The following is a 25221-nucleotide window of genomic DNA, read 5'->3' on the forward strand; positions in this document are numbered from 1 at the left end:
ACCTCCCGGCCGCCGCGCAGCACCGCCACGTCCTTCGCACCCAGCTCCAGCAGCGCCTTCAGCGCGGCGCCCGCGGTCCGCTTCGACCGGGCCTCCAGCCAGCGGCCGAGCAGGATCAGGGTGGTGACGGCGGAGGCGGTCTCCAAGTAGAGCGCGGAGGAGGCGTCGGTGGCGCGGACGGTGAGCGAGAAGGCGTGCCGCATGCCGGGCATCCCGGCGTCGCCCCAGAACAGCGCCCACACCGACCAGCCGAACGCGGCCAGGGTGCCGAGCGAGACCAGGGTGTCCATGGTCGCCGCGCCGTGCCGGGCGTTGGTCCAGGCGGCCCGGTGGAACGGCAGGCCGCCGTACACGACGACCGGGCCGGTGAGCGCGAAGGCCAGCCACTGCCAGTTGCCGAACTGCAGGGCGGGGACCATCGAGAGCAGCACGACGGGGACGCTGAGCACGGCGCTGACCAGCAGCCGGTCGCGCAGGGGGTCGGGCTCGGCGGACCCGGTGGGGTCGGCGGGCTCGGGCGCGGCGGGCGGGGGCGGGAGTTCGGCGGTGTAGCCGGTCCGCTCCACGGTGGCGATCAGGTCGGCGACGCTGGTGCCGGGGCCGAAGTCCACCCGGGCCTTCTCGGTCGCGTAGTTGACGCTGGCCCGCACGCCGTCCATCCGGTTGAGCTTCTTCTCGATCCGCGCGGCGCAGGACGCGCAGGTCATGCCGCCGATGGACAGCTCGACGCGGTCGCGGGCGGCGGGGTCGGTGGTGGTGCTCATCAGCTCGTCCGGTTCGCTCGGGTTCGCTCGGGTGTGCGGTGTGGTGCGCTGCGGTGCGCCGACGGGCGGGCGGGGCGGCGCGGGGCCGCCCCGTGGCGGGTCAGGCGGCCCGGCCGACCAGTTCGTAGCCGGCCTCGTCCACCGCGGCGGCGATCTGCTCGTCACTGGGGGCGGGCTCGGCGGTGACGGTGACGGTGCCGGCCTGGGCGTCGGCGGCGACCGCGGTGACGCCGGGCAGCGCGGAGACCTCGCCGTCGATCGCCTTCTCGCAGTGGCCGCAGCTCATCCCGCTGACGGTGTAGGTGACGGTGCTGGACATGGGAACCTCCCGGAACGTGCTGGGGCGGGGCCGGATGCCGGGCCCGGGGCGTGCTGCGCCTCGGACAACCACAGTACCCCCTGGGGGTATTCCGCCGAGGGCGGGGCGCGTTCCGGCCCGCACGTCCGCGGCCCGCCCCCGAGGGTAGTCCGCGCCGGGCCGGGAGCGGCGGCGGCGGGCGGCCCCACGCCGGGCCGCCTCCCGGCCGTCATCCGAACGGCCAGGCCCGGCGGGGCGCCGCGACTCCGGGCGCGGGGCCCCGGCCGGACGCCCGGGGCCCGCGCCCGGTGCCGCCGGCGTTTCGCCCGGACGGAGCAGGGTGGCCCGCTGTCCGATATGTTCGGTAGGTGCACTTTCGACGCGGGGACGGCACGCCGTCCGGCAGCACCGGCGGAGTGCCGCCCAGCCGGCAGCGCGACGCCCTGCTGACGGCCGACCTCCAGGACCTGTCGCTGCTGCGCCGGGCCGGGCCCGCGCTGCTCGCCATCGCGATCGTCTCCCTCGCCGACTACCTCTCCGGGCAGGACCGCTACCTGGCCCCGCTGATGGTCGTCGTCCCGTCGGTCGCCGCGCTCACCCTGCGCCCGCGCGAACTGCTCGCGGTCTGCTTCCTCGGCCTGATGGCGCTGCTCGTCCTCAGCGGCTACGACGAGGTCGACAACCTCAGTGACAGCCGCTTCCTGTACGGCGCGATGGTCAGCTACGTCGCGGTCACCGCGCTCAGCGCCGGGATCGCCGAGCTGCGGATGCGAAGAGCCGCGGCCTTCGCCGCCGTCAGCTCGGTCGCGGAGGCCGCCCAGCGGGCGCTGCTGCGCCAGCCCGAACCGGTGGTCGGGCCGCTGCGGCTGGCCGTGCGGTACGTCTCCGCCGCGGACGCCGCCCGGATCGGGGGCGACCTCTACTCCGTCCTGGACACCCCGTACGGCACCCGGGTGCTGGTCGGCGACGTCCGCGGCAAGGGGCTCGGGGCGGTGCAGACCGCCGCGGTGGTGCTCGGCGCGTTCCGGGAGGCCGCGTACGACGAGGAGCAGCTGCCCGCGGTGGCCGGGCGGATCGAGGCCAGCATGCGCCGGCACGTGCCCGACGGGGAGTTCACCACCGCGATGTTCGCCGCCTTCCGCGAGCCCGGCAGCGTCGACCTGCTGCACCTGGGCCACGTCCCGCCGCTGCGGGTGCGCGCCGACGGGCGGGCCGAGGTGCTCGAACCCGAGGACCCCTGGCTGCCGCTCGGCCTCGGGCACCTGGTCAGCGGCCGGCCCAGCCCGACCGCGGTGCCGTTCGGCCCGCGCGACGTGCTGGTGCTGTGCACCGACGGCGTGATCGAGGCGAAGGGCGCGCCCGGCGGCGAGTTCTACCCGCTGGCCGAACGCGCCGGGCCGCTGGTCCGCGACGGCTGGCGCTCGCTGGCCGACCTCGACGCCGCCGTCGCCCGCCTGTACGCCGACCTGCTGGCGCACACCGGCGGCGAACTCGGCGACGACGCGCTGCTGCTGCTGGTCACCCGGCCCGCGCCGGACGCGGTGCCCTGAGCCGGGCGGGGGCGCTCACTTGGCGTCCCCGTAGCAGTCGACCACGGCGGTGCTCAGCGGGAAGCGCACCGGGGTGTCCCCGAAGACCAGGGCGGTGGCCTCCTCGGCGGCCTCGGCGACGGCGGCGGCGACGGCGTCGGCCAGGTCGGCGGGGGTGTGCACCACCACCTCGTCGTGCTGGAAGAACACCAGGTGCGGGCGGTCGTCGCCGGAGCGCAGCGCGGCCAGCCGGCGGCGCAGCGCCGCCAGCAGGGCCAGCGCCCAGTCCGCGCCGCTGCCCTGGATCACGAAGTTGCGGGTGAACCGGCCGCGGGCGCGGGCCGAGCGGCCGCCCGCCTCGCCGGACTCCGGGGCCTCCGTCAGGTCCAGCCAGTCCGCCGAGGGCGGCGGGCAGGCCCGGCCCAGCCGGGAGGACACCACCCCGCCGTCCTCCCCGGTGCGGGCCGCCGCCTCCACGTACCCCATCGCCGCCGGGTAGCGGCGGCGCAGCGTGTTCAGCAGCGGGCCGATGCCGCCGCCGGTCTGGCCGTACATCGCGCCCAGCAGGCCCAGCTTCGCCTTGTCCCGGTCGCCCTGGAACGCGCTCGCGGCCAGCGCCGCGTACAGGTCGCCGTCGGCGGCCGTCCGGGCCAGCCCGGCGTCCCCCGACAGGGCGGCCAGCACCCGGGGCTCCAGCTGCGCCGCGTCCGCGACCACCAGCAGCCAGCCCGGATCGGCCACCACCGCGCCGCGCAGGGTGCGCGGGATCTGTAGCGCGCCGCCGCCGCGCGAGGCCCAGCGGCCCGTCACCACGCCGCCCACCACGTACTCCGGGCGGAACCGGCCGCCGCGCGCCCAGGCCGCCTGCCAGGCCCAGCCGTGCGCGGCGTGCAGCCGGGACAGCTCCTTGTAGCGCACCATCAGGGCCGCCGCCGGGTGGTCCACCGCCTTCAGCTCCCAGGAGCGGGTCGAGGACAGCTGGACGCCCCGGTCGGCGAACGCCTTGATCACCTGGGTGTGCGAGTCCAGGTTGAACGGGCGGGCGCCCAGCGCGTGCTGCACCTCCAGGGCCAGCTCGGCGAGCTTCGGCGGCAGCGCGCCCGGGATCGCCGGGCGCGGCCCGAGCAGCTCGGTCAGCAGCCCGTCGTGCACGTCGGAGCGCCAGGGCAGCCCGTCGTGCGCCATCTCGCAGGCCAGCAGCGCCCCCGCCGACTCGGCCGCCACCAGCAGCCGGAACCGGGAGCGGGCCGCCGGGTCGGCGATCGCCGCGAGCCGCCGCAGCTGCTCCGCGTGGACCGCCACGGTGGCCTCCAACTGGTCCGTGCCCGGCGGCAGTTGCAGCCGGTCCGGGGCGAACAGGCCGTCCTCATCGGGCAGCGCGCCCTCCGGCAGGTCGGCCGGCACCGGCAGGCCGCGCAGCCGGGCCCAGGCCGCGCCCAGCGAACGCGGCGCCCCGAACCGGCCCTCCCGGCCCAGCAGCAGCGCCTCGGTCAGCCGCAGGTCGTGGCAGCGCGCCAGCCGCTCCGGCAGGGCGGCCAGCAGCGGGCCGTACCCGGTGTCCGCCGTCGGCCACACCCAGCGCGGGGCGTGCGCGGCCTCCACCGCGGCCACCGCCTCGGCGAGCCGCGGCGCGCGCTCGGGCGGGCCCAGCGGCGCGCCGTCCTCGCCGAGCGGCCGCAGTCGGCCGCCCGGGCCGTGCGGGTCGGGCACCAGGGCGTAGCGCACGGGCGGCGGCTCCTCTCGGCCAGCTGTTTCGGTGCTTCTCGGTGCTGCTCAGTGCTGTTCAGTGCTTCTCGGGGGCGTCCGGGGCCCGGGGGCGGGACCTGACGACGGTAGCCGGTGGGGGTGACAGCCGGCGTCGCGGCACGAGGGGGAGACGTGCGGGTGAAGGGGCGCGCGGGCCGGGGGGTACGCGGTCGGAGGGGGGGCGCGGGCCAGGGGGAGGGGTGCGGGCCGGGGCGGGTGGGGCGCGCGGGGCGGGGCCGGGCGGCGGCTTGCCGTGCCAGTGTTCCGCCGACGCCCGGGGGCCCGTAATCTCGCCGACATGAGCGACAATCCCTTCTTCTCGCCCAGCGCCCTGGTGTACGAGCTCCCGCCCTTCGCCGAGATCCGGGAAGAGCACTACCGCCCGGCCTTCGAGCGGGGTATGGCCGACCAGCTCGCCGAGGTCGCCGCGATCGCCGCGGACCCCGAGCCGCCGACCTTCGACAACACCGTGGTGGCGCTGGAGCGTTCGGGAGCGGTGCTGCGCCGGGTGACGGCGGTCTTCTTCAACCAGGACTCCTCCGACACCACCCCCGGCGTCCAGGCGCTCGATGCCGAGATCAGCCCCCTGCTGGCCGCGCACGCCGACGCGATCCACCTCGACCCGGCGCTGTTCGCCCGGCTCGACGCCCTGCACCGGGCCCGGCACGGCCTCGGCCTGGACGCCGAGTCGCTGCGCCTGCTGGAGCGCCGGCACACCGCCTTCGTCCGGGCCGGTGCCCGCCTGGACGCCGACGGCCAGCGCCGGCTGCGCGCGATCAACGCCGAACTCGCCGCCGACAGCGCCGCGTTCCGCAGGAACACGCACGCGGCCTCGCTGGCCGGCGCGGTCGCGGTGGACAGCGCCGCCGCCCTCGACGGCCTGCCCGAGGCCGAGATCGCCGCCGCCGCGGAGAACGCCCGGGCGCTCGGCCGGGACGGCCGCTGGGTGCTCAGCCTGAAGAACTTCTCCCAGCAGACCGAACTCGCCCGCCTCACCGACCGCGACCTGCGCCGCCGCCTGCTCACCGCCTCGCTGAGCCGCGGCCTGGACACCAACGGCCCGCTCGCCGCCAAGATGGCCGCGCTGCGCGCCGAACGCGCCGCCCTGCTCGGCCACCCCACCCACGCCTCGTACGTGGTCGCCGACGAGACCGCCGGCACCGTCGAGGCGGTCGGCGCGATGCTCGGCCGGCTGGTCGCCCCCGCCGTCGCCAACGCCGAGCGCGAGGCCGCCGACCTGACGGCCGCCGCGGCCGTCGACGGGATCGACGACCTGGCCGCCCACGACTGGGCGTTCTACGCCGAGAAGGTGCGCGCCGAGCGCTACGACGTGGACACCGCGGCGCTGCGCCCCTACTTCGAGCTGGAGCGGGTGCTGCGCGACGGCGTCTTCTTCGCGGCCGGGCTCGCCTACGGGCTGACCTTCACCGAGCGGCCCGACCTGACCGCGTACCACCCCGACGCGCGGGTCTTCGAGGTGTTCGACGCGGACGGCTCGGCGCTGGGCCTGTTCATCGGGGACTTCCACGCCCGCGAGTCCAAGCGCGGCGGCGCCTGGATGAACGAACTCGTCGCCCAGTCGCGGCTGCTGGGCACCCGCCCGGTGGTCGTCAACAACCTCAACATCGCCCGCCCGGCGCCCGGCGAGCCCGCGCTGCTCAGCTGGGACGAGGTGCGCACCCTGTTCCACGAGTTCGGGCACGCGCTGCACGGGCTGTTCTCGGACGTCGAGTACCCGTCGTTCTCGGGCACCGAGGTGCCGCGCGACTTCGTCGAGTTCCCGTCCCAGGTCAACGAGATGTGGATGACCCGGCCCGAGGTGCTGGCCAACTACGCCCGCCACCACGAGAGCGGCGAGCCGCTGGACGCCGCCGTGGTCGAGCGGATGCTCGCCGCCGAGAACTACGGGCAGGGCTTCCGGACCGTCGAGTACCTGTCGGCCGCGCTGCTCGACTGGGCCTGGCACACCCGCGGCGCGGACGACCCGGTCGTCGCGGACGCGGAGGAGTTCGAGGCGCGGGCGCTGGCCGAGGCGGGCATCGCGGTCGCGGCGGTGCCGCCGCGCTACCGCACCGGGTACTTCAACCACGTGTTCTCGAACGGGTACAGCGCCGGGTACTACGCGTACATCTGGTCGGAGGTGCTGGACGCGGAGACGGTGGAGTGGTTCGGCTCCGGCGGGCGCGACGCGCGGGAGAGCGGGCAGCTGTTCCGGGAGCGGCTGCTGTCGCGGGGCGGGAGCCGGGACGCGCTGGAGTGCGTGCGGGACGTGCTGGGGCGGGAGCCGGAGATCGGGCCGCTGCTGGTCCGGCGGGGGCTCGACTAGGGGCGCGCCCGGTCGTCCGGGCGGTTCCCCGCGCCCCGGCCGGGGCGCGGGGGCGCGGGGGTGCGGGGTGGGGCTAGGCGGTGAAGACCGGTCCGTAGCCGGGGGCCGGGCGGCCGTCGGGGGTGAGGGCGCAGTAGCCGCCGTCGCCGCGGCACCAGTACCACATGGTCCAGCCGGCGGCGAAGGCGCGCATGGCGGTGAGCTGGCGGCGGATCAGCTCGGCGTTGCCGGGGGTGGCGGCGGAGGGCGGGCCCCACTCGCCGACCAGGACGGGCAGCCGGTGGGCGCGGGGGTAGGCGGTGACGGCGGCGGTGTACGCCTCGACGAAGCCGCCGGACGGGTCCCAGTCCCGGCCGGCCTCGACGGCGGTGTCGTAGAAGTGCGGGGCGTAGCCGATCCGGTCGGCGCCGGGGCGGGGGTCGGCGAAGCCGGGCAGGCGGGTGGGGACGCCCTGGCCGACCAGGACGGTGGGTTCGACGAATAGCCAGGCGTCGCGGTCGGCCCGGCGGACGGCGGTGATCAGGCGGCGGTACATCGCGGCGAGCCGGCCCCGCTCCAGGGCGGCGGAGGCGGCGGCGAGGACGGCCGGGTCGGCGGGGTCGCCGGCGACCGGGCCGAAGGGCTCGTTGAACAGGTCGTAGCCGAGCAGGGCGGGCGCGCCGCGCAGTTCGCGGGCGACGGTGGTGTACAGGTCGGCCTGGGCGCGGCGCAGGTCCGGGTCGTCGTAGAGGTGGCGGAAGGCGGCCTGGACGGCGGGCTGGAAGTAGCCGGCGAACCAGTCGTCCGGGTCGGGGGTGAAGGGCAGGCCGTCGTCGCGGGTGGCCCAGGCGGGGGCGCCGCCGTCGCCGCCGAGGAAGTGCTGGCCGTAGACGTCCTGGTGGAAGTCGACCACCGCGTACAGGCGGTACTTCGCGGCCCAGTCCAGGAGCCGGTGCAGCCGGGCGAGCTGGGCCCGGTCGTAGTGGCCGCGGGCGGGTTCGAGCCGGGACCAGGAGACCGCGATCCGGACCAGCCGGAAGCCGGCGGCGGAGAGCGCGCGCAGGTCGGCCTCGGTGGTCTCGTCGTACTTGTCGAGGTTGAAGCCGCGCAGGTCCAGGACCCGGCCGCGGCGGTCGGTGAGGACGGTGCGGCCGTCGGCGAGGGTGGTGGCGGAGACCTCGCGGGCGTCGGCCGGGCCGCGGGCGGCGGACCGGCCGGGGTCGGCGGGCGGGCCGGCCGAGACGGTGCCGAGGACGGCGGCGGCGGTGAGCAGCAGGGCGGCGGCGGAGCGGAGGACGCGCACGGGGGCACCTCACGGCGGGCGGGGGCGGGGTGCGCCGATCCTGCCGGAGCCGCCCCCGCCGCACAAGAGGTGAGACAGGCTCATGTTCGGCGCGGCGTACGGGGGTCAGGACTCCGGGGCGGCCAGCATCGGCGGCAGGTCGGCGGCGGCGGAGAGCCGCCCCCACAGCAGGTCGGCGAGGGCCTGCACCATCCGGGCGCGCGGGCAGGGGCGGGTCTCCAGCCACCAGTCGCCGGCGGCCAGCACCATGCCGGTGATCGAGCGCCCCCAGGTCTCGGAGAGCAGCGGGCCGTCCTGGCCGAGGTCGACCTGCTGCTGGATGGCGCGGGTGATCTCCTCGGCGATCTGCCGCAGCGCGGGCGCCAGCGCGTTGCCCGCCCCGGTGGGGTCGCCGGGCTCGGGGTGGGTGAGCAGCCGGTACACCTGCGGGCGGGACTCGATCGCCGCCAGGTAGACGTCCAGCACGTGCTCGACCCGGTCGCGGCGCTCCAGCGGCTCGTTCAGCGCCGCGCGGACGGCGGTCAGCAGCCCGGCGGTGTGGCGCTGGGTCAGCGCGCCGATCAGGCCGTTCCGGTCGCCGAAGTGCCGGTAGAGGATGGGCTTGGTGATGCCGGCCTCGGCGGCGATCGCGTTCATGCTGGCGCCCGGGCCCTCGCGCTGGACGACCCGGTCGGCGGCGTTGAGCAGTTGCTCGCGGCGGGGCTCGGTGCGGGCGGCGGTACGGGGGTCGGCGGGCGGGCCGGTGCGGGGGTCGGTGGTCATGCGCTGCTCCTCGTGCGGGCGGGTAGGCGGATCGGCGGATCGGCGGGCGTTGACACCGGTTACCTATCGGTAGCAGACTCGCCGCCATGTTACCGGAGGTAACAGCGCAGTGGCGTGGACCCTCCGGCCCGCACGACCGTCTCCTGGAGGCCGACATGACCACCTTCTCGCTCGACCCCGGGCCGGACCAGATCGCCGTCCGCGACTGGCTGCACGGCTTCGCCGCCGACGTCATCCGCCCCGCCGCCGCGGAGTGGGACGAACGCGAGGAGACCCCCTGGCCGATCATCCAGGAAGCCGCCAAGCTGGGCATCTACTCGCTGGACTTCTACGCCCAGCAGTTCTTCGACCCGTCCGGCGTCGGCATCCCGATCGCCATGGAGGAGCTGTTCTGGGGCGACGCCGGCATCGCGCTGGCCATCACCGGCACCACGCTGGCCGCCGTCGCCGTGCTCGCCAACGGCACCGAGGAGCAGATCGGCACCTGGGCCCCGCAGATGTTCGGCACCCCCGAGGACGTCAAGGTCGCCGCGTTCTGCTCCTCCGAACCCGACGCCGGCTCCGACGTCTCCGCGCTGCGCACCCGCGCAGTCTACGACGAGGCCAAGGACGAGTGGGTGATCAACGGCACCAAGACCTGGGCCACCAACGGCGGCATCGCCCACGTCCACGTGGTCGTCGCCACCGTCGACCCCGAACTCGGCTCCCGCGGCCAGGCCTCGTTCGTGATCCCGCCCGGCACCAAGGGCCTCAGCCAGGGCCAGAAGTTCAAGAAGCACGGCATCCGCGCCTCGCACACCGCCGAGGTCGTCCTCGACGGCGTCCGCGTCCCCGGCCACTGCCTGCTCGGCGGCAAGGAGAAGCTCGACGCCCGCCTCGCCCGGGCCCGCGAGGGCACCAGGGGCGGCGGCAAGAACGCGGCGATGGCCACCTTCGAAGCCTCCCGCCCCGCCGTCGGCGCGCAGGCCATCGGCATCGCCCGGGCCGCGTACGAGGTCGCCCTCGACTACGCCGGGACCCGCGTGCAGTTCGGCAAGCCGATCATCGAGAACCAGGGCGTCGCCTTCCAGCTCGCCGACATGAAGACCCGGATCGACGCCGCCCGGCTGCTGGTCTGGCGGGCCTCCTGGATGGCCGTCAACAACCGGCCGTTCACCAGCGCCGAGGGCTCGATGTCCAAGCTGTACGCCGGCGAGACCGCCAGGTTCGTCACCGCGCAGGCCATGCAGATCCTCGGCGGCAACGGCTTCACCCGCGAGTACCCGGTCGAGCGGATGCACCGCGACAGCGCCATCTACACCGTGTTCGAGGGCACCAGCGAGATCCAGCGCCTGGTCATCGCCCGGGCGATCTCGGGGGCGCCGATCCGCTGAGCGGCCCGCCCCCCGGGACACGAACGGCCCGGCGGTGGCGGCACCCACCAGTACCGCCGCCACCGCCGGGCGCTCCGCCGCGCCGGGCGGCCCGTCAGCGGGCCGCCCAGAAAGTCAGCCCGGCGGCGGCCGCCCCCACCAGTGCGCCAACCGCCGTCTGGGCCCGGGTGTGGTCCCGCAGGACCACGCGGGACCACCCCACCAGCGCCACCCCGGGCAGGGCCAGCAGCCACCACGGGCCGAGCGCGACCGCGGTGCAGACGATCGCGCCGCACAGCACCGCGGTGTGCACCGACACCTTCCACCACACCGTGATCACCATGATCGGCACCAGCGAGGCGAACATCGCCAGCACCATCGCCGTCATGTCGGCCGGGGCGTCCAGCCACACCATCGCCAGCAGGCTGACCAGCACCGAGCCCATGACGAACGGGAGCACCACCAGACGGCGCCGGCGCCGGCCGACGTGCCGGTCCTCGATGCTGCCGCGGCGCATCCCGCTGCGGATGAACCAGGTCGGTATCACGGCCGCGAACAGCGCCGCGAACACCGCCCAGCCCAGGCCCGACCAGCCGTAGCGGACCACGCCGATCAGCGGCAGCACCACGATGATCACGTTCTTCGGCTCGACCCCGTCGGTGATCCGGCGGGCCCAGCCGCTCGCTGCGGGAGGGGCGTCCTCGGCCTCGATGGCGGGGCTGGAGGTCGACATGCTGCTCCTTCGGTCGGGACGGGGCCCGTTCGGTGATCAGATCACCAGCGATTGTTCAGCACCGCCGAACCGCCGGGTACCCGGCTAGAACTCGGGTTCGCGGCGCTCCAGGAACGCGGCCAGGCCCTCCCGGACGTCTGGGGACGTCCGGGACGCGCGCTCCCAGGGGGCCAGGGCGGCCGCCGCGTCCGCCGGGCCGGCGGCCAGTACGGCCTTCACCGCGCCGATCGTCTGCGGCGAGCGGCGGGCCAGCAGCCGGGCGAACTCCCGCGCGCGGTGGTCGAGTTCGGCGGACGGGACGACCTCGTCCAGCAGACCGAACAGCTCCGCGCGGGCGGCCGGCAGCAACGCGCCGGAGAACAGCAGGTACTTGGCCCGGGCCGGGCCGACCAGCGCGGCCAGCCGCAGCGTCGGGACCGCCGGGTAGACCACGCCCAGCTTCGCCGGGGTGATGCCGAGCCGGGCGTCCTCGGCGGCCAGCCGAAGGTCGCAGGCCAGCGCCAACTGGCAGCCGCCGCCCACGCAGGCGCCGCGCACCACCGCCAGGGTCGGGCGCGGGAACGCCGCCAGCGCCTCCTCCGCGGCCACGTTCCCGGCGTGGTAGGCGTCGGCGGACGCCGGGTCGGCGTACACCTCGGCCAGCTCGGCGATGTCCGCGCCCGCCGAGAACGCGCCGCCCGCACCGGTCAGCACCAGCACCCGGACGTCCGGGCGGGCGGCCAGCACCGCCAGCACCCGCGGCAGCGCCCGCCACATCGCGCCGGTCACCGCGTTGCGCCGCTCCGGGCGCTCCAGCAGCAGCGTGGCCACCCGGTCCGGGCCGACCCAGCAGCGCAGGCCCGCCGCGCCGGTGGGCAGTTCGACGTCCCCGGGGCCCCGGCGGTCGAGCGGATGGGTGGTGCGCGCGGGCACGGTGGGCATGGCGGGCCTCTCGGGGGACGGTGCCGGACGGGCCGTCAGCCTTTCACGCGGGCGCGGGGCGGGCCATGTGATCCGCGTCAACCGGGCGGCGGGGTGGGGGCGGTGCTCGCGGGGCGCCGAGGACGGCGGGCGGCGGGTCAGCGGGCGGCGAGGGCGGCGGGTCAGCCGGCGGTGGTGCGGGCGGCCCGCCACTCCGGGGCCAGCATCGACCAGACCTCCAGGTCCAGCCGGACGCCCAGGTGCTCGGTGTGGCCCCGCAGGGTGCCGTCCAGCGTCATGCCCAGGCGCCGGGCGACGGCCCGGCTGCGCAGGTTGACCGTGCTGTTCCACCACTCGGCGCGGTACAGGCCGCGTTCGAGCAGCGCGTAGTCCAGCAGGTGGCGGACGGCGGCGGAGACCAGGCCGCGGCCCTGCCCGGCCGGCTCGGTCCAGACGCCGATCTCGCAGACCCCGCCCGCCGCGTCGAACTGGACGAACATCACGCCGCCGACCAGCGTTCCGCGCAGCCATATTCCGTGGATCCGGCCGGTGTCGGCGGCCTGCTTCTCGGCGAACTTCTGCAGCGTCGCGCGGGCGGAATCCGGATCGGTGCTGCGGGTCGCCCACGGAATCCACGGATCGATCCCGGCCCGGGCCCGGTCCATGTGCTCCAGGAACTCCGCGGCCTGCCACGGTTCCAGCGGGCGCAGTTCGGCGTCCTCGGCGAGCGCTACGGCGTACATCGGCATCCCCTCGGGTACATAACAAACGTTTGGTAGGTACCCTAGCGCGCATGACTCCACCCGCACGGGGCGATCACGAAGCCCGCCGGCGCGACGTCTCGGAGGCGGTGCGGCGGGTGCTCGCCGACCGCGGCTTCGGCGGACTGACCCTGCGCGCGGTGGCCGCCGAACTCGGCGCCTCCACCGGCCTGCTCACCCACTACTTCCCGCACAAGCGGGCGCTGGTCGCCCACGCGCTGGAGGTCCTCGACCAGCAGGCCGCCGAGCGCCACCGGCCCGCCACCGAGGCCGCCGCCGGCGCCCGCGGCCTGCCCGTGCTGCGCGCCGTGCTGCTCGACGTCCTGCCGCTGGACGCGCAGGGGGCCGCCGACAACCGGGTCTGGGTCGGCTCCTGGGACGCCGCCCTCGGCGACGACGCGCTCACCGCCGAGCACGCCGAGCGCTACCGCCGGGCCCGCCGGCGGATGGCCGAACTCTGCGCGGAGGCCCAGGAACTCGGCGAACTGCCCGCTGGCCGCCCGGCCGAGGACCTCGCCGCGCGGGCGCAGTCCTTCGTCCTCGGGCTGGTGGTGCAGGCGCTGTTCGCCCCCGCGGAGTTCCCGCCGGCGCGCCAACGCGCACTGCTGGACGGGTTCCTGGCGGACCTGGCGGCGGGGGAGGAGTGAACCCCGCCGGGAACGGGCAGGCGGGGCGAGACGGTGGGCCGGTGCGTGCCGGGTGCGGTGCGGGAGGGCTCGTCCGGTGGTGTCGCGGCCGGTCGGAGTGTGTGGGCGCCCCCAGCAGGATTCGAACCTGCGACCTACCGCTTAGAAGGCGGGTGCTCTATCCGCTGAGCTATGGGGGCCGGGGTGCTGACGTCGGCCCGCTTGCCGGGCCTGGGCCGGGACGGGATGTTCCGGGACAGGATACGGGTGTTCAGTTCCGCCCCCTGGACTTCGAAGACCGGACCGGGGTGTGTCGGCCTCCGCGGGGCGGTCCGATAATCGCAGGTAGTCCCGTGGAGTGCAGCGGTCTACCGGCTCTCGGAGCGGGACGTTGTGCAGTCGTTACGGGGCTGCGACCCCACCCGTTATGGATTCGGCGGGATCAATCGCCCGGCACGGGCCGCGGGTGGGGGCGCGTTTAGGGGTTCCATCGGTCGGATGACATGGACGGGGCGAGTCGCGGGCCACCCGTTCGTGGTTTCGCCGCTGGACCCGGGGTGTCCGGAGGGTGTGCGGGCGGTCACCGGAAGGGGTGGTCGGCGCAGGTGTCCGAACGGTCCTTGCGGTGGACGGGGTGCGGGGCCGGGGTCTGGCCGGGGTCGGATCGGGGCCGGGGGAGCGCGGGGCGGGTCCGGATGCGGGCGCAGGGCGGCATTCGTCCGGGGTGCCCGGATTGTTGTCGTGGGCACGGCATTCAAATGGTCAATTTCCGACCGAAAAGCGCGTGAATTCACTCGCTGGAGTTACCCCGGTTTTCCACAGGGCCGGGTTTTCCACAGGGGCGCGGAAGGCCCTGGTGCGGATTTTCCGGAAGGCGGAGGATCTTTCCCGGCGGGGATTCCGCCGGGAGAGACCGTCGGCCGCCACGGCCGGGAGCGGAGGAGTCGGAATGGACGAGGCACTGGTGACGATGGTCGGCAACGCCGCGTCGGGCGTGACGTACCGGGAGACGTCCGGCGGGGTGCCGGTGGCGAACTTCCGGCTCGCCGCGCGGGAGCGGCGCTACGACCGCGAGCGCGGCGACTGGACGGACGGCGAGACGACCTGGGTGACGGTGGTGGCCTGGCGGCGGCTCGCGGTCAACCTGGTCAGTTCGGTGAACAAGGGGGATCCGCTGCTGGTGAGCGGGCGGCTGCGGGTCCGCGAGTGGGGTGAGGAGGGGAGCCGGCGGACGGAGGTGGAGATCGAGGCCCGTTCGGTCGGCCACGACCTGGTGCGGGGCACCTCGGTGTTCCGGCGCGCGCTGGAGGGCAAGTCGGAGCCGGTGCGCGGCGGTTCGGCGGCCGTCTCATCCGCGCCCGCGTCCGTGCCTGCGTCTGCGTCCGTGCCCGCGCGTGTGCCCGCGTCGGCGGAGGGCGGGCAGCGGGCGGTGCGGCTGGTGGAGGAGGCGGTTCCGGACTGGATCGTGGCGGCGGTCGCGGCCCGGCGCCGGGCGGAGGAGGCCGCCGAGACCGGGGGCGGGGCCGGTGGGGTGGCTGGGGAAGGGGGTGCGGATGTGGCGGAGGGGGTTCTGAACTGACCTAATCGGGGCACTTCTTGAGCCGGGGAGTGCAATCCTGATTGCCGCGGAGGCGCCTCGTGGCTTTATGTCGACTCATCAACTCGCTCCGGCAACCAGCTCCTTGATAACAGAACAGCCACGATATTGTCCTGATTCGCTACGGGCCTGGAGCGGTCGGGTCGTGTCAATAGGATGCGTCTGGTCCACACACGTGCAGCGGTGCCACAGGGGGTGCCGCTTTGCAGGGGGCGGGTTGCCAGAAGGCACGTCGCCGCCCGGAGGGATCCCACATGTTCCACAAGCAGGGGCGGGCCGTCTCCCGCATCGTCGCTGTCATGCTCACGTCCGGCCTCGCGGTCGGTTCGGGCCTGCTCGCGGCCGGTACGGCGGCTGCGGTCGACCCCGCCACGGGGGTCAAGGCGAAGCTGGACGGCGGCATCCGTTACGGGGAGCAGATCGAGCACGAGGTCCGCCCCGGTCGCTGGCTCCCGGTCACCGCCGGGCAGTTCAGCCTCAAGGTGATCGGCACCGACACCGTCCTCCAGGTGTACTGCATCGACCTGCTCAACGACACGCTCAAGGACGCGACCTACCACGAGACCGACTGGGCCTCGACCTCGCTGTCCCAGCCGGAGAAGGCCAAGGCCAAGGCAGGCCCGAAGATCCAGTGGCTGCTGGAGCACTCCTTCCCGAACGTCGACGAGGGCGCGCTCAGCAAGGCCTCCGGCATTGCCGGGCTCACCAAGGACGACGCCGCCGCGGCCACCCAGGTCGCGATCTGGCACTACTCCGACCCGAACGTGCCGACCAAGCAGAGCGACGACCACGAGAAGACCAAGAAGTTCACCGACTGGCTGATCGCCCAGGCCGACGCCAAGGGCGGCGCCGAGGAGCCGAAGCCCTCGCTGGCCCTCAACCCCGGCTCCGGGGCCGGCAAGAGCGGTGACCTGCTCGGCCCGATCACCGTCACCACCGGCGGCACCACCGACAACGTCACCGTCGCGCTGGACAAGAAGGGCACCGACGCGGGCGTCACCCTCGTCGACAAGAACGGCGCCGCGGTGAAGAACGCCAAGAGCGGCGACCAGCTGTTCGCCAAGGTCCCGGCCGGCACCGACGCGGGCACCGCGACCGTCAACGCCGACGCCACCGCGACCATCAAGATCGGCCGGGCCTTCGTCGGCGACGACAACGGCAAGCACAGCCAGACCCTGATCCTGGCCGGTGCCGACAAGGTCAAGGTCAACGCCCTCGCCACGCTCTCCTGGGCACCGCAGGGCGCGGTGCCGACCGCGGACGCCGCGATCGACTGCACCAAGGGCGCCCTGGTGGTCACCCTCGGGAACAAGGGCGACCAGCCCGCGACCTTCAAGGTCGGCGGCAAGGAGTACACGGTCAAGCCGAACGGCACCGAGGCCGTGACCCTGCCGGTCGAGGAGGACACCAAGTACGACTTCACCGTCACCGGCCCGGGCGGCTTCTCCAAGCAGTTCACCGGCCTGCTGAACTGCAAGACCGACAGCGCCACCCAGACCCCGACGCCGTCCGCCTCGGCCCCGGCCTCCCCGGCGCCGTCGCCCAGCCCGACCGGCCCCGAGCTGGCCTCCACCGGTGGCGGCATGGGCACCGGCCTGACCGCCACCCTGGCCGGCGTGCTGGTCGTCGCCGGCGGTGCCGCGGTCTACGGCATGCGCCGCCGCGGCCGCCACAGCCGCACCTCCTGAACGACGAGCTGAAACCCGCCCGGCCTCCGCGCCGGGCGGGGGACGGCCCCGCCGCCCGCCCGGGCGGCGGGGCCGTTCGCGTACCGGGCCCCCGCAGCCGGCGGCCCGGCGGGCCCGCGGGCGCCCAGCCGGGCGTTCGGGGCGGTCCCGGCCTTACGGCACAATGGAAGGCTGCAAGCCGATTACTCACGACGACGCCGGAGCGATCTCAACGTGGCGGAATACATCTACACCATGCGCAAGGTGCGCAAGGCACACGGCGACAAGGTCATCCTTGACGACGTGACGCTCAGCTTCCTCCCCGGGGCGAAGATCGGCGTCGTCGGCCCCAACGGCGCCGGTAAGTCGACCGTGCTGCGGATGATGGCGGGCCTCGACCAGCCCTCCAACGGCGACGCCTTCCTCTCGCCGGGCTTCACCGTCGGCATGCTCCAGCAGGAACCCCCGCTGGACGAGTCCAAGACGGTCCTGGAGAACGTCCAGGACGGCGTCAAGGAGATCAAGGCCAAGCTCGACCGGTTCAACGAGATCGCCGAGCTGATGGCGACCGACTACTCGGACGAACTGCTCGCCGAGATGGGCACCCTCCAGGAGGACCTGGACCACGCCAACGCCTGGGACCTCGACGTCCAGCTGGAGCAGGCCATGGACGCCCTGGGCTGCCCGCCCGGCGACTGGGCGGTCACCAAGCTCTCCGGCGGCGAGCGCCGCCGCGTCGCGCTCTGCAAGCTGCTGCTGGAGCAGCCCGACCTGCTGCTGCTCGACGAGCCCACCAACCACCTGGACGCCGAGTCGGTGAACTGGCTGGAGCAGCACCTGGAGAAGTACCCCGGCACCGTCGTCGCCGTCACCCACGACCGGTACTTCCTGGACAACGTCGCCGAGTGGATCCTCGAACTCGACCGCGGCCGCGCCTACCCGTACGAGGGCAACTACTCCACCTACCTGGAGACCAAGCAGACCCGCCTCAAGGTCGAGGGCCAGAAGGACGCCAAGCGCGCCAAGCGGCTCAGGGAAGAGCTGGAGTGGGTCCGCTCCAACGCCAAGGGCCGCCAGGCCAAGTCCAAGGCCCGCCTGGCCCGCTACGAGGAGATGGCGGCCGAGGCGGACAAGATGCGGAAGCTGGACTTCGAGGAGATCCAGATCCCGCCGGGCCCGCGCCTGGGCAGCGTCGTCATCGAGGTCGATGACCTGCACAAGTCGTTCGGCGACAAGATCCTGATCGACGGCCTGAGCTTCACCCTGCCGCGCAACGGCATCGTCGGCGTGATCGGCCCCAACGGCGCCGGCAAGACCACCCTGTTCAAGATGCTCCAGGACCTGGAGACGCCGGACAGCGGCACCGTCAAGGTCGGCGAGACCGTCAAGATCAGCTACGTCGACCAGACCCGCTCCAACATCGACCCGAAGAAGACCCTGTGGGAGGTCGTCTCCGACGGCCTCGACTGGATCAACGTCGGCCAGGTCGAGATGCCGTCCCGGGCGTACGTGTCCGCGTTCGGCTTCAAGGGCCCGGACCAGCAGAAGCCGGCCGGCGTGCTCTCCGGCGGTGAGCGCAACCGCCTCAACCTGGCGCTGACCCTCAAGCAGGGCGGCAACCTGCTGCTCCTCGACGAGCCGACCAACGACCTCGACGTCGAGACCCTGTCCTCGCTGGAGAACGCGCTGCTGGAGTTCCCCGGCTGCGCCGTGGTCATCTCCCACGACCGCTGGTTCCTGGACCGGGTGGCCACCCACATCCTCGCCTACGAGGGCGAGAGCAAGTGGTTCTGGTTCGAGGGCAACTTCGAGTCCTACGAGAAGAACAAGGTCGAGCGCCTCGGTGCCGACGCGGCCCGCCCGCACCGCGCCAGCTACAAGAAGCTGACCCGCGACTGACACCCGGGCGCAACCCCGGCCCGGCAGACTGCCCCCGCGGGCGGGCTGCCGGGCCGCCCGCCCGTAGGCTGCCCGCACGGATACCCACGGGTACGGAGAATTCGAGGAGAACGCCGTGGCTCGCCACATCTACGCCTGCCCCCTGAGGTGGTCCGACATGGACGCCTTCGGCCACGTGAACAACGTGGTCTTCCTGCGCTACCTGGAGGAGGCCCGGATCGACTTCATGTTCACCCAGGCCGCCGAGGCCGGTGCCGGTGAGTTCGCGGGCGGCTCGGTGGTGGCGCGCCACGAGATCGACTACAAGCGGCCGCTGGTGCACCGCCCCGAGCCGGTCACCATCGAGACCCGGGTGACGAAGATCGGCGGCGCCTCGCTGACCGTCTCCTACGAGATCAAGGACGTCGCCGCCGACGGCACCGAGACGGTGTACGTCACCGCCTCCACCGTGGTCGTCCCCTACAACCTGGCCGAGGGCCGGCCGCGCCGGATCAGCCCCGTCGAGCGGGAGTTCCTGAGCCGCTTCATGGACGAGCAGCCCGCCGGCTGCGCCGCCTGACGGGACGAGCCGACACCCGCCGCTGACGAAACGAGCTGACCCCGGTGACCGTGCAGACCCGACTCGACCTCGCCGACCGGCGGGAGGGCGCCGACCTGAGCGCCTTCCTCGGACGGCTGCTGCGCTTCGACCGGGCCGCGGCGGTCCGGCTCCAGGCGGTGCCGGGCGCGGACGGCGGCGGGGTGCTGGCGGTCTTCGGCCGGCTGCCGCTCGGCGGGGCCGCGGTGCTCGCGGTCCGCACCGTGCGGCTGACCGGGCTCGACACGGCCGCCGACCTGACCGTCTCCGCCGGGCAGCTGCTGGAGTCGGTGGACGAGGCGGGTGCCGCCCTCGGGCTGCCCGCGCCGGTCACCGGTCCGTCCTGGGCCGGGCTGCTCCCGCCGCGCTCCGGCTGGCAGCCGCTCGGGCAGCCGCCGGTCGACCGGGTGGTCGGCGAAGTGCTCGCCGCCGTCGAGGAGTTCAAGCGGCGCACCGCCGAGGTGCCGGACCACCACCGGACCAGGCAGGCGGTCGACGCGATCGCCGACGAGATCTGGTCCCGGCCGCTGGGCGCCGCCGAGGGCCTGCCGCTGCGGGCCGCGCACGCCGCGCACGCGATCGGGTTCCTGCGCCCCGGCACCCCGCTCTCCGCCCACCGGACCGGGGCCTGGCTGCGGCTGGACGCGCCCGCCGGGTCCGTCGTGCTGCGCACGGCGGCCGCGCCCGGTGCGGGCCTGGGGCTCAGCCCGCTGGGCTGAACCGTGCCGCGGGGCCGCGACGCTCCGGGCTGCGACGCTCCGGATCTCAGCGCTCCGGCGGGGTGTTCAGCCCGCGGTGTTGATCATCGAGGCGGCGGCGTACGTCATGTAGTTCCACAGCTCGCGGTCGGCCTCGGCGGGCAGCGCCAGCTCGTCCAGGGCGGCGCGCATGTGGCCCAGCCAGGCGTCGTGCGCGGCCCGGTCGACCCGGAACGGGGCGTGCCGCATCCGCAGCCGGGGGTGGCCGCGGCGGTCGCTGTAGGTGCGCGGGCCGCCCCAGTACTGGATCAGGAACAGGGCGAAGCGCTCCTCGGCCGGGCCGAGGTCCTCCTCCGGGTACATCGGGCGCAGCAGCTCGTCCTGGGCGACACCGCGGTAGAAGAGGTGCACCAGCCTGCGGAAGGTCGCCTCGCCGCCGACCTGCTGGTAGAAGGTCTCCTCTTGTGCGGTGGTGGTCTCGCGCCCGGTGTCAGTCACCCGTCCATGGTCGCAGACGCCGACGGGGGCCGTACACCGGGACTTCCGGCGTACGACCCCCGTCCCGGGGCGGTGGAGCGGCTACGCGTCGTCCCAGTTGAAGAAGCGCCAGGCGACGGCGCACAGCACCGCCGTGAAGGCGAGCAGGATGCCCATCGCGGGCAGCGCCTCGGCCAGGCCGCCGCCCTGGCTGAGCACCGACTTGGCGGGCACGATCAGGTAGCGCAGCGGCAGCGCCCGGGAGATGTCCTGGAGCCAGCCCGGGGCGAAGTCCAGCGGGATGAACGCGCCGCCGAGGAAGGACATCGGCAGGATGATCAGCTGGTTCATGCCGTTCGCCGACTCCTCGGTCTTCGCCAGCGAGCCGGTGACCAGGCCGATCGACATGAACGCCAGGGTGGCGCAGACCACCAGCGGGAACACCAGCCACCAGTTGCCGGTGAGCTTGAGCCCGAAGTAGTCGATCTGCGCGACCAGCAGGAACAGCGCGGTCTGGGCGAGCGCGACCAGCACGCTGACCAGCACCCGGGCGCCGACGATGGTGCCCGCCGAGATCGGCGCCAGCCGCAGCCGGCGCAGCACCCGCTTCTTGCGCCAGGTGACCAGGGTGAACGACGCGCCGTAGACCGCGCCCATGGCGACGGCGTAGGCGAGCAGGCCCGGGGTCAGGTACTGGATCGGCTTGGTCGAGTCGTCCTCCACCTTGGAGGCGTCCAGGGTGTACTTCGGCGCGACGTTCGAGGCCGCCTGGTTGGCGCCCTGCACCAGGGCGTTGACGATGCCCTGTACGGTGGCGGACTTGACCTGGTCGGCCTGACTGAAGCGGAGCACCAGGGTGCCGTCCGGCTGCTCCGTGACCAGCCCGTCCAGGTCGCCCTTCCTGACCTTGGCGAGGGCGTCCGCCTCGTTCAGGTCGGTGGTGATCTCCAGCGCCTCCAGCGCGCCCTCGGCGTGGGCCCGGGCGTCGTCCAGCACCTTGACCCGGCCGATCTCGGCGACCTTCACGTGGGTGCTGCCGCCGCCCTTGTAGAGGACGCCGAACAGCAGCAGGAACATCAGCGGCAGCGCGAGGGTGAAGAACAGCGTGCCCTTGTCGCGGACGAAGCCCAGCAGCATCACCCGGGAGAGGCCGACGAAGGCGTTGGCCCGCTCGCGCTCGCCCCCGCCGGCGGGCGCGGGGGCCGGAGTACGGGCCTGTTCGGTGGCGGTCATGCCCGGTACTCCCGTCCGGTCAGCTGGAGGAAGACGTCCTCCAGGGTGGCGCCGCGGACTTCGAGGCCGCGCAGCGCGTTCTGCTCGGCCAGTACGGACAGCACCGGCCCGGGCTCGGCGGTGGACAGCGCCAGCGTGACGCTGTCGTCCTCCAGGTTGGTGTACACCGCGCCCGCGGCGGTGAGCAGTTCGCGGGCCAGCTCGGCGCTCAACTGCCCGGACTCGATCCGGACCCGGACGGTGTCGTCGATCTCGCGGACCAGCGCGGCGGGGGCACCGGTCTTCAGCACCCGGCCGTGGTCCATCACCGCGACGCGGTCGCAGAGGATCTCCGCCTCGTCCAGGTAGTGGGTGGTCAGGAGGACGGTGCGGCCCTCGGCGTTGATGTCGCGCAGCAGGTCCCACAGGTTGCGGCGGGCCTGCGGGTCGAGGCCGGTGGTCGGCTCGTCCAGGAACACCAGCTCCGGGTCGTGCACCAGCGCGCAGGCGATGGACAGGCGCTGGGCCTGGCCGCCGGACATCTTGTCGGTCAGCACGTTCGCGGACTCGGTCAGGCCGACCCGCTCCAGCATCGCGTCGGCGGCCTTCGGGCCGATGCCGTAGAACGAGGCGAAGGTGCGGATGGTCTCGCGCGCGGACAGCTTGGTGAAGAACGCGGACGCCTGGAACTGCACGCCGATCCGCGGCAGCAGCTTCGGGTTGCGCGGCCACGGCGACAGGCCGAGCAGCTCGACCCGCCCCTCGTCGGCCTCCCGGATGCCCTCCAGGATCTCCAAGGTGGTCGTCTTGCCGGCGCCGTTCGGTCCGAGCAGGCCGTAGAACTCGCCAGTCCTGACGGAGAGTGAGACCCCGTCCACGGCCTGGACATCCCCGTACCGCTTCCGGATCCCGTCAGCGGTTATTGCATCGCTCATGGGGCGAAGCGTAGGCGGTCGGGGCCGCCCCACGAGCATTTTTGTGCGAATCCTGAGCTTCCGGGACGGCCGGGCGGACGCGGTGGCCCGCGCCGGGGGGCGAACTCCCCCGGCACGGGCCGGTTGTGACGCCGCGTCAGCACGCGGTCCGGCTGCCCGGCTGTCGGGCGGGCCGACTGTCGGGCGGGCCGCCGGTGCGGGGTCAGGCCAGGTGCACCGTGATGGTGGTCCAGGCGCCGACGTGGATCCGGTCGCCGTCGTTCAGCGGGATCGCGGTGTGCGGCGGCAGGGTGTCCGGACTGCCGTTCATGGTGGTGCCGTTGGTGGAGTCCTGGTCGACCACCACCCAGCTGCCGTCCGGCTGCTCGGCCAGCAGGGCGTGGTGGTGCGAGGCGCCCGGGTCCTCCGGGGCGACCGACAGGTCGATCTCCGGCACGGTGCCGCGCTGCTGGCTGCGCCGCCCGATCCGCAGCTGGCCGCGGCCGGTCAGCGGGATCCGCCGCTCCGAGGTGTACTGCGGGAAGTACAGGCCGGCCGCCTCCGGGCCGCTGCGGGTCATCATGTCGGTGAAGTAGTCGTGGTCGGGCGCCACCACGGCGAACCAGGTGGACCGCTGCTGCGGCGCGCCGCCCGGCTGCCCGGGCGGGGTGAGCCGGAACGACGTCCCGGAGTCCGGGCCGGGCTGCGAGCGGTGGCCCGCCGGGGGAGCGGACGGCTCGGCGTACACCGGGCCGGTGCGCTCGTAGTCGACGTCCGGGAACCCCGCGGCCGAGGGCTTGTCGAACGACGGCGCGGACGGCGCGGAGGCCGCGGCCTGGGCGGCCTGCGCACCCGGGTAGCCGGGCCGCTCGTACGGCGACGGCTGCTGGTGCTGCTGCGGGGCGTGCTGCTGCGGCTGCTGGTGCTGCTGCTGGGGACGCTCGTACAGCGACTGCGGCGACTGCTGTGACTGCTGTGACTGCGACGGCTGCTGCTGGGCGTGCGGCTGCTCGTACGGGGCCCGCTGCTGCTCGTACGGCTGCTGGTGCTGCTGCGGCTGCGGCTGCGGACGCTCGTACGGCGACTGCGGCGGGGCCGGCGGGTCGAACCCGGTCGGCGGGGCCGGGGGCGCGGCGGCGGGCGGCGGGAAGCCGTAGCCCTGCTGCTGCTGTTGCTGGTGGTGATGCTGCTGCTGCGGGGCGGGCGCGGTGCCCGGCGGGCGGGCGGAGGTGGCCAGGTTGTAGTCGTAGCCGCACTCCTCGCAGTACCGGCCGGTCTGCGGGCTGCGGCAGATCGGGCAGGTGACCAGGCCGGTGGTGGCCGGGGGCGGTGGCGGAGCGCCGTACGGGCCGGGGGCACCGGGCCCGCCGGGGGCGCCCGCGGCGGGCCCGGTGGGCGTGCCGGCGGGCGGCGTCTGGGTGCGGCGCGGCTCGAAGTAGCCGCCGCCACCGGCCGGGGTGCCGGACGGCGGGGTGCTGCCCGGGCCGACCGGCGGGTAGCCGGAGGAGGTGTACGCGGGCGGGGCCGACGGCGGCGCGGCGGGGCCGCCGGGGCGGTGCTGGCCGCCGGCGGGCTGGCCCTGGGCACCGGGCTGGCCCTGGGCGCCGGGCTGGGCCGGACCGTTCGGAAAACCGGGGATCGCCAGGCCGGGCGGCGGCGTCATCGGGAAGCCGCAGTAGTCGCACCAGTCCTCGGCCTGTGACTCGTGTCCCCTAGGGCAGATCGGCATCAGGTCCCCACTCCAGCAGGTTCGGGTCCGGCGGGTGTCCGGCTCACTTCTTCACGCGCACGGTCTTGGTCGACCGGGTCTCGAGTGTCATCGAGTCGGCCTCGCTCACGTTCTTACGGAACCGAACGGTACCCTCCCGTTCGTCGACCACGTCCACCACCTTCCGCAGCAGCTTGAGGGTGCCCTCGTTGCCGCTGGCGTATGCGAGCCGGACGGCGGCTCCCAGCTCGGCGGTGGCGCGGTCCAAGTCGCCCGCCCGGTGGGCCTCCAGGCCGCCGCGGATGGCGTCGGCCAGCTCGGCCTGCCCGGTGTAGTGCGCGACCTGCGGGTTGATCCGGGTCGAGGAGGCCAGGTCGTCCGTCCACACGGCGCGCACCAGCCCCTGGCCGAGCACCTCGGCGGTGCCGTCGGGGTGCGGCAGGACCAGGCTGATCCGGGCGGCCAGCATCTCGCTGTCGACGGCGGCGGCCGGGACCTCCACGCACACGTGGTAGTCGCGGGACTCGTCGCCCCAGGAACCGGTCGGGTAGTCCCCGGCCCGGGTGCCCGCGTCGGTGCGGCGGCCGGTGAGGTCCTCGACGGCGGGGGCGGCCTGCTTGACGAACTTCACCCGGGCGTTCGCCGGTGTCCACACCCGCAGGGCGACGTCGGCGACCTGCTTGCCCATGGTGGCGGACATCATCGCGCGGAAGTCCTCGGCCAGGCCGGAGGACTCGGCGACGATGTCGACGGTGCCGAGCAGCGCGGAGGATATCTTCCGCAGCTCGGCTACCTCCCAGTCGGTGCCGACGCCGCGGCAGTCGGCGGTGAAGTACCCGGAGGCGGCGTCCAGGGCGTGTTGCAGGTCGGCGGGCCGCTCGTGCTCGTTGCGCCCGTCGGTGAGCAGGACGGCGTGCCGGATGGACGCCTCCGGGCGGGAGGCGAACAGCTGTCGCGCCTTGGTGATCCAGCTGCCGATCGCCGTGCCGCCGGACGGCCTGAGCCGGCGCAGCGCGTCCTTGGCCTGCTCGCGGGTGGACCGGTCGGCGACGGCGAGCCGGCCGTCGCCCGGGTAGACGTCACCCGCCTCGTGGGTGCCGGCGACCACCGCGAAGGCGACGCCGTCGCGGAGCTCGTCGATGGCGGCGGCGGTGGCCTCGCGGGCGTGCCGCATCTTGCCGTCCGGGTGCTCCATGGAGCCGGAGCAGTCGATCACCAGGACCACGGCGGCGTCCGGCCCGGAGACGCCGATCGGGCGCCCGCCGGAGGTACCGCCGCCGGTCGCGGTCACCGTGACGATGGCGTTGACCTCCCGGGCGCCCTGGGCGAGGTACTCGTTCTGGAAGACGTCGACGTCGAACCGGGGCGCGTCTGGCTTGGACAACGAGGCCAT

General features: G+C 74.4%; 22 protein-coding genes and 1 tRNA gene. 9 read left to right on the forward strand and 14 right to left on the reverse strand.

What is annotated here, in order from left to right; all coding sequences use genetic code 11:
- On the reverse strand, positions 1-764 hold a 764-nt coding region (locus tag ACIQVD_RS26535; RefSeq protein ID WP_402291927.1), incomplete at its 3' end, for a cation transporter.
- Positions 765-864: 100 nt separating this feature from the next.
- A complete protein-coding gene (locus ACIQVD_RS26540; RefSeq protein ID WP_400692489.1) occupies positions 865-1083 on the reverse strand; it encodes a heavy-metal-associated domain-containing protein in 219 nt (72 codons plus the stop codon).
- A 347-nt stretch (positions 1084-1430) separates the two neighbouring features.
- Between ACIQVD_RS26540 and ACIQVD_RS26545 the strand changes: the two genes are divergently transcribed.
- On the forward strand, positions 1431-2612 hold the full coding sequence (locus ACIQVD_RS26545; protein WP_400692486.1) for a PP2C family protein-serine/threonine phosphatase: 1182 nt from the start codon (positions 1431-1433) through the stop codon (positions 2610-2612).
- 15 nt (positions 2613-2627) lie between these two features.
- Here the strand turns inward: ACIQVD_RS26545 and ACIQVD_RS26550 are convergent, their stop codons facing one another.
- Positions 2628-4316, reverse strand: a complete 1689-nt coding sequence (locus tag ACIQVD_RS26550) for a bifunctional 3'-5' exonuclease/DNA polymerase (protein ID WP_400692483.1) — start codon at positions 4314-4316, stop codon at positions 2628-2630.
- Between the two features lie 319 nt (positions 4317-4635).
- Between ACIQVD_RS26550 and ACIQVD_RS26555 the strand changes: the two genes are divergently transcribed.
- The gene (locus ACIQVD_RS26555) at positions 4636-6663 is read left to right on the forward strand and encodes a M3 family metallopeptidase (RefSeq protein ID WP_400692480.1); all 2028 of its coding nucleotides are present in this window, start codon (positions 4636-4638) and stop codon (positions 6661-6663) included.
- A gap of 73 nt (positions 6664-6736) precedes the next feature.
- Here the strand turns inward: ACIQVD_RS26555 and ACIQVD_RS26560 are convergent, their stop codons facing one another.
- Together ACIQVD_RS26560 and ACIQVD_RS26565 are read right to left on the reverse strand one after the other, a co-directional pair.
- The gene (locus tag ACIQVD_RS26560) at positions 6737-7945 is read right to left on the reverse strand and encodes a glycoside hydrolase family 5 protein (protein ID WP_402291928.1); all 1209 of its coding nucleotides are present in this window, start codon (positions 7943-7945) and stop codon (positions 6737-6739) included.
- Positions 7946-8050: 105 nt separating this feature from the next.
- Entirely contained in the window at positions 8051-8707 is a 657-nt protein-coding gene (locus tag ACIQVD_RS26565) for a TetR family transcriptional regulator (RefSeq protein WP_400692474.1), read from the reverse strand.
- Positions 8708-8862: 155 nt separating this feature from the next.
- Here ACIQVD_RS26565 and ACIQVD_RS26570 point away from each other — a divergent pair, with 155 nt between their 5' ends.
- A complete protein-coding gene (locus ACIQVD_RS26570) occupies positions 8863-10080 on the forward strand; it encodes an acyl-CoA dehydrogenase family protein (protein WP_400692471.1) in 1218 nt (405 codons plus the stop codon).
- A 94-nt stretch (positions 10081-10174) separates the two neighbouring features.
- Here ACIQVD_RS26570 and ACIQVD_RS26575 read toward each other — a convergent pair whose 3' ends face one another.
- The 3 genes from ACIQVD_RS26575 to ACIQVD_RS26585 all read right to left on the reverse strand — a co-directional run bounded on the left by ACIQVD_RS26575 (position 10175) and on the right by ACIQVD_RS26585 (position 12435).
- Positions 10175-10792: a hypothetical protein gene (locus ACIQVD_RS26575; protein WP_402291929.1), complete on the reverse strand. Its 618-nt coding sequence runs from the start codon at positions 10790-10792 to the stop codon at positions 10175-10177.
- An 84-nt stretch (positions 10793-10876) separates the two neighbouring features.
- Positions 10877-11713 carry an enoyl-CoA hydratase/isomerase family protein gene (locus ACIQVD_RS26580; protein WP_402291930.1) on the reverse strand — a complete coding sequence of 279 codons (837 nt, stop codon included), beginning with the start codon at positions 11711-11713 and terminating at the stop codon, positions 10877-10879.
- Between the two features lie 161 nt (positions 11714-11874).
- Entirely contained in the window at positions 11875-12435 is a 561-nt protein-coding gene (locus ACIQVD_RS26585; RefSeq protein ID WP_400692465.1) for a GNAT family N-acetyltransferase, read from the reverse strand.
- Positions 12436-12485: 50 nt separating this feature from the next.
- Here ACIQVD_RS26585 and ACIQVD_RS26590 point away from each other — a divergent pair, with 50 nt between their 5' ends.
- On the forward strand, positions 12486-13100 hold the full coding sequence (locus ACIQVD_RS26590; protein ID WP_100840328.1) for a TetR/AcrR family transcriptional regulator: 615 nt from the start codon (positions 12486-12488) through the stop codon (positions 13098-13100).
- 106 nt (positions 13101-13206) lie between these two features.
- Here ACIQVD_RS26590 and ACIQVD_RS26595 read toward each other — a convergent pair.
- A tRNA-Arg gene (locus ACIQVD_RS26595) sits at positions 13207-13279 on the reverse strand.
- 749 nt (positions 13280-14028) lie between these two features.
- On the opposite strand from ACIQVD_RS26595, the gene ACIQVD_RS26600 reads away from it, so the two are divergent.
- From ACIQVD_RS26600 to ACIQVD_RS26620, 5 genes are all read left to right on the forward strand, one after another.
- On the forward strand, positions 14029-14658 hold the full coding sequence (locus tag ACIQVD_RS26600; protein WP_402291931.1) for a single-stranded DNA-binding protein: 630 nt from the start codon (positions 14029-14031) through the stop codon (positions 14656-14658).
- A 272-nt stretch (positions 14659-14930) separates the two neighbouring features.
- Entirely contained in the window at positions 14931-16364 is a 1434-nt protein-coding gene (locus ACIQVD_RS26605; RefSeq protein WP_402291932.1) for a Cys-Gln thioester bond-forming surface protein, read from the forward strand.
- A 213-nt stretch (positions 16365-16577) separates the two neighbouring features.
- Positions 16578-18242, forward strand: a complete 1665-nt coding sequence (ettA, locus tag ACIQVD_RS26610) for an energy-dependent translational throttle protein EttA (RefSeq protein ID WP_400692457.1) — start codon at positions 16578-16580, stop codon at positions 18240-18242.
- Positions 18243-18357: 115 nt separating this feature from the next.
- A complete protein-coding gene (locus tag ACIQVD_RS26615; protein WP_100840325.1) occupies positions 18358-18801 on the forward strand; it encodes a thioesterase family protein in 444 nt (147 codons plus the stop codon).
- 44 nt (positions 18802-18845) lie between these two features.
- Complete coding sequence (locus ACIQVD_RS26620; RefSeq protein ID WP_402291933.1) at positions 18846-19538, forward strand: hypothetical protein; 693 nt, start codon at positions 18846-18848, stop codon at positions 19536-19538.
- 66 nt (positions 19539-19604) lie between these two features.
- Here ACIQVD_RS26620 and ACIQVD_RS26625 read toward each other — a convergent pair whose 3' ends face one another.
- From ACIQVD_RS26625 to ACIQVD_RS26645, 5 genes are all read right to left on the reverse strand, one after another.
- Complete coding sequence (locus tag ACIQVD_RS26625) at positions 19605-20015, reverse strand: globin (RefSeq protein ID WP_400692452.1); 411 nt, start codon at positions 20013-20015, stop codon at positions 19605-19607.
- An 81-nt stretch (positions 20016-20096) separates the two neighbouring features.
- Positions 20097-21227, reverse strand: a complete 1131-nt coding sequence (locus ACIQVD_RS26630) for an ABC transporter permease (protein WP_402291934.1) — start codon at positions 21225-21227, stop codon at positions 20097-20099.
- Complete coding sequence (locus ACIQVD_RS26635) at positions 21224-22141, reverse strand: ABC transporter ATP-binding protein (RefSeq protein ID WP_400692447.1); 918 nt, start codon at positions 22139-22141, stop codon at positions 21224-21226. Before ACIQVD_RS26635 ends, ACIQVD_RS26630 begins: the two co-directional genes overlap by 4 nt.
- A 202-nt stretch (positions 22142-22343) precedes the next feature.
- A complete protein-coding gene (locus ACIQVD_RS26640; protein WP_402291936.1) occupies positions 22344-23849 on the reverse strand; it encodes an FHA domain-containing protein in 1506 nt (501 codons plus the stop codon).
- Positions 23850-23892: 43 nt separating this feature from the next.
- Positions 23893-25221: a VWA domain-containing protein gene (locus tag ACIQVD_RS26645; protein WP_402291937.1), complete on the reverse strand. Its 1329-nt coding sequence runs from the start codon at positions 25219-25221 to the stop codon at positions 23893-23895.

The organism is Kitasatospora sp. NPDC090308, assembly GCF_044769485.1.
In the GTDB taxonomy this organism is placed as follows: domain Bacteria; phylum Actinomycetota; class Actinomycetes; order Streptomycetales; family Streptomycetaceae; genus Kitasatospora; species Kitasatospora fiedleri.

What these genes read in the sequence shown, in the direction of transcription:
- ACIQVD_RS26540 (WP_400692489.1), bottom strand. Translation starts at nt 1,083, where the DNA reads ATGTCCAGCACCGTCACCTACACCGTCAGCGGGATGAGCTGCGGCCAC.
- ACIQVD_RS26555 (WP_400692480.1), top strand. Translation starts at nt 4,636, where the DNA reads ATGAGCGACAATCCCTTCTTCTCGCCCAGCGCCCTGGTGTACGAGCTC.
- ACIQVD_RS26565 (WP_400692474.1), bottom strand. Translation starts at nt 8,707, where the DNA reads ATGACCACCGACCCCCGCACCGGCCCGCCCGCCGACCCCCGTACCGCC.
- ACIQVD_RS26570 (WP_400692471.1), top strand. Translation starts at nt 8,863, where the DNA reads ATGACCACCTTCTCGCTCGACCCCGGGCCGGACCAGATCGCCGTCCGC.
- ACIQVD_RS26575 (WP_402291929.1), bottom strand. Translation starts at nt 10,792, where the DNA reads ATGTCGACCTCCAGCCCCGCCATCGAGGCCGAGGACGCCCCTCCCGCA.
- ACIQVD_RS26580 (WP_402291930.1), bottom strand. Translation starts at nt 11,713, where the DNA reads ATGCCCACCGTGCCCGCGCGCACCACCCATCCGCTCGACCGCCGGGGC.
- ACIQVD_RS26585 (WP_400692465.1), bottom strand. Translation starts at nt 12,435, where the DNA reads ATGTACGCCGTAGCGCTCGCCGAGGACGCCGAACTGCGCCCGCTGGAA.
- ACIQVD_RS26590 (WP_100840328.1), top strand. Translation starts at nt 12,486, where the DNA reads ATGACTCCACCCGCACGGGGCGATCACGAAGCCCGCCGGCGCGACGTC.
- ACIQVD_RS26600 (WP_402291931.1), top strand. Translation starts at nt 14,029, where the DNA reads ATGGACGAGGCACTGGTGACGATGGTCGGCAACGCCGCGTCGGGCGTG.
- ACIQVD_RS26605 (WP_402291932.1), top strand. Translation starts at nt 14,931, where the DNA reads ATGTTCCACAAGCAGGGGCGGGCCGTCTCCCGCATCGTCGCTGTCATG.
- ACIQVD_RS26630 (WP_402291934.1), bottom strand. Translation starts at nt 21,227, where the DNA reads ATGACCGCCACCGAACAGGCCCGTACTCCGGCCCCCGCGCCCGCCGGC.
- ACIQVD_RS26635 (WP_400692447.1), bottom strand. Translation starts at nt 22,141, where the DNA reads ATGAGCGATGCAATAACCGCTGACGGGATCCGGAAGCGGTACGGGGAT.
- ACIQVD_RS26640 (WP_402291936.1), bottom strand. Translation starts at nt 23,849, where the DNA reads ATGCCGATCTGCCCTAGGGGACACGAGTCACAGGCCGAGGACTGGTGC.
- ACIQVD_RS26645 (WP_402291937.1), bottom strand. Translation starts at nt 25,221, where the DNA reads ATGGCCTCGTTGTCCAAGCCAGACGCGCCCCGGTTCGACGTCGACGTC.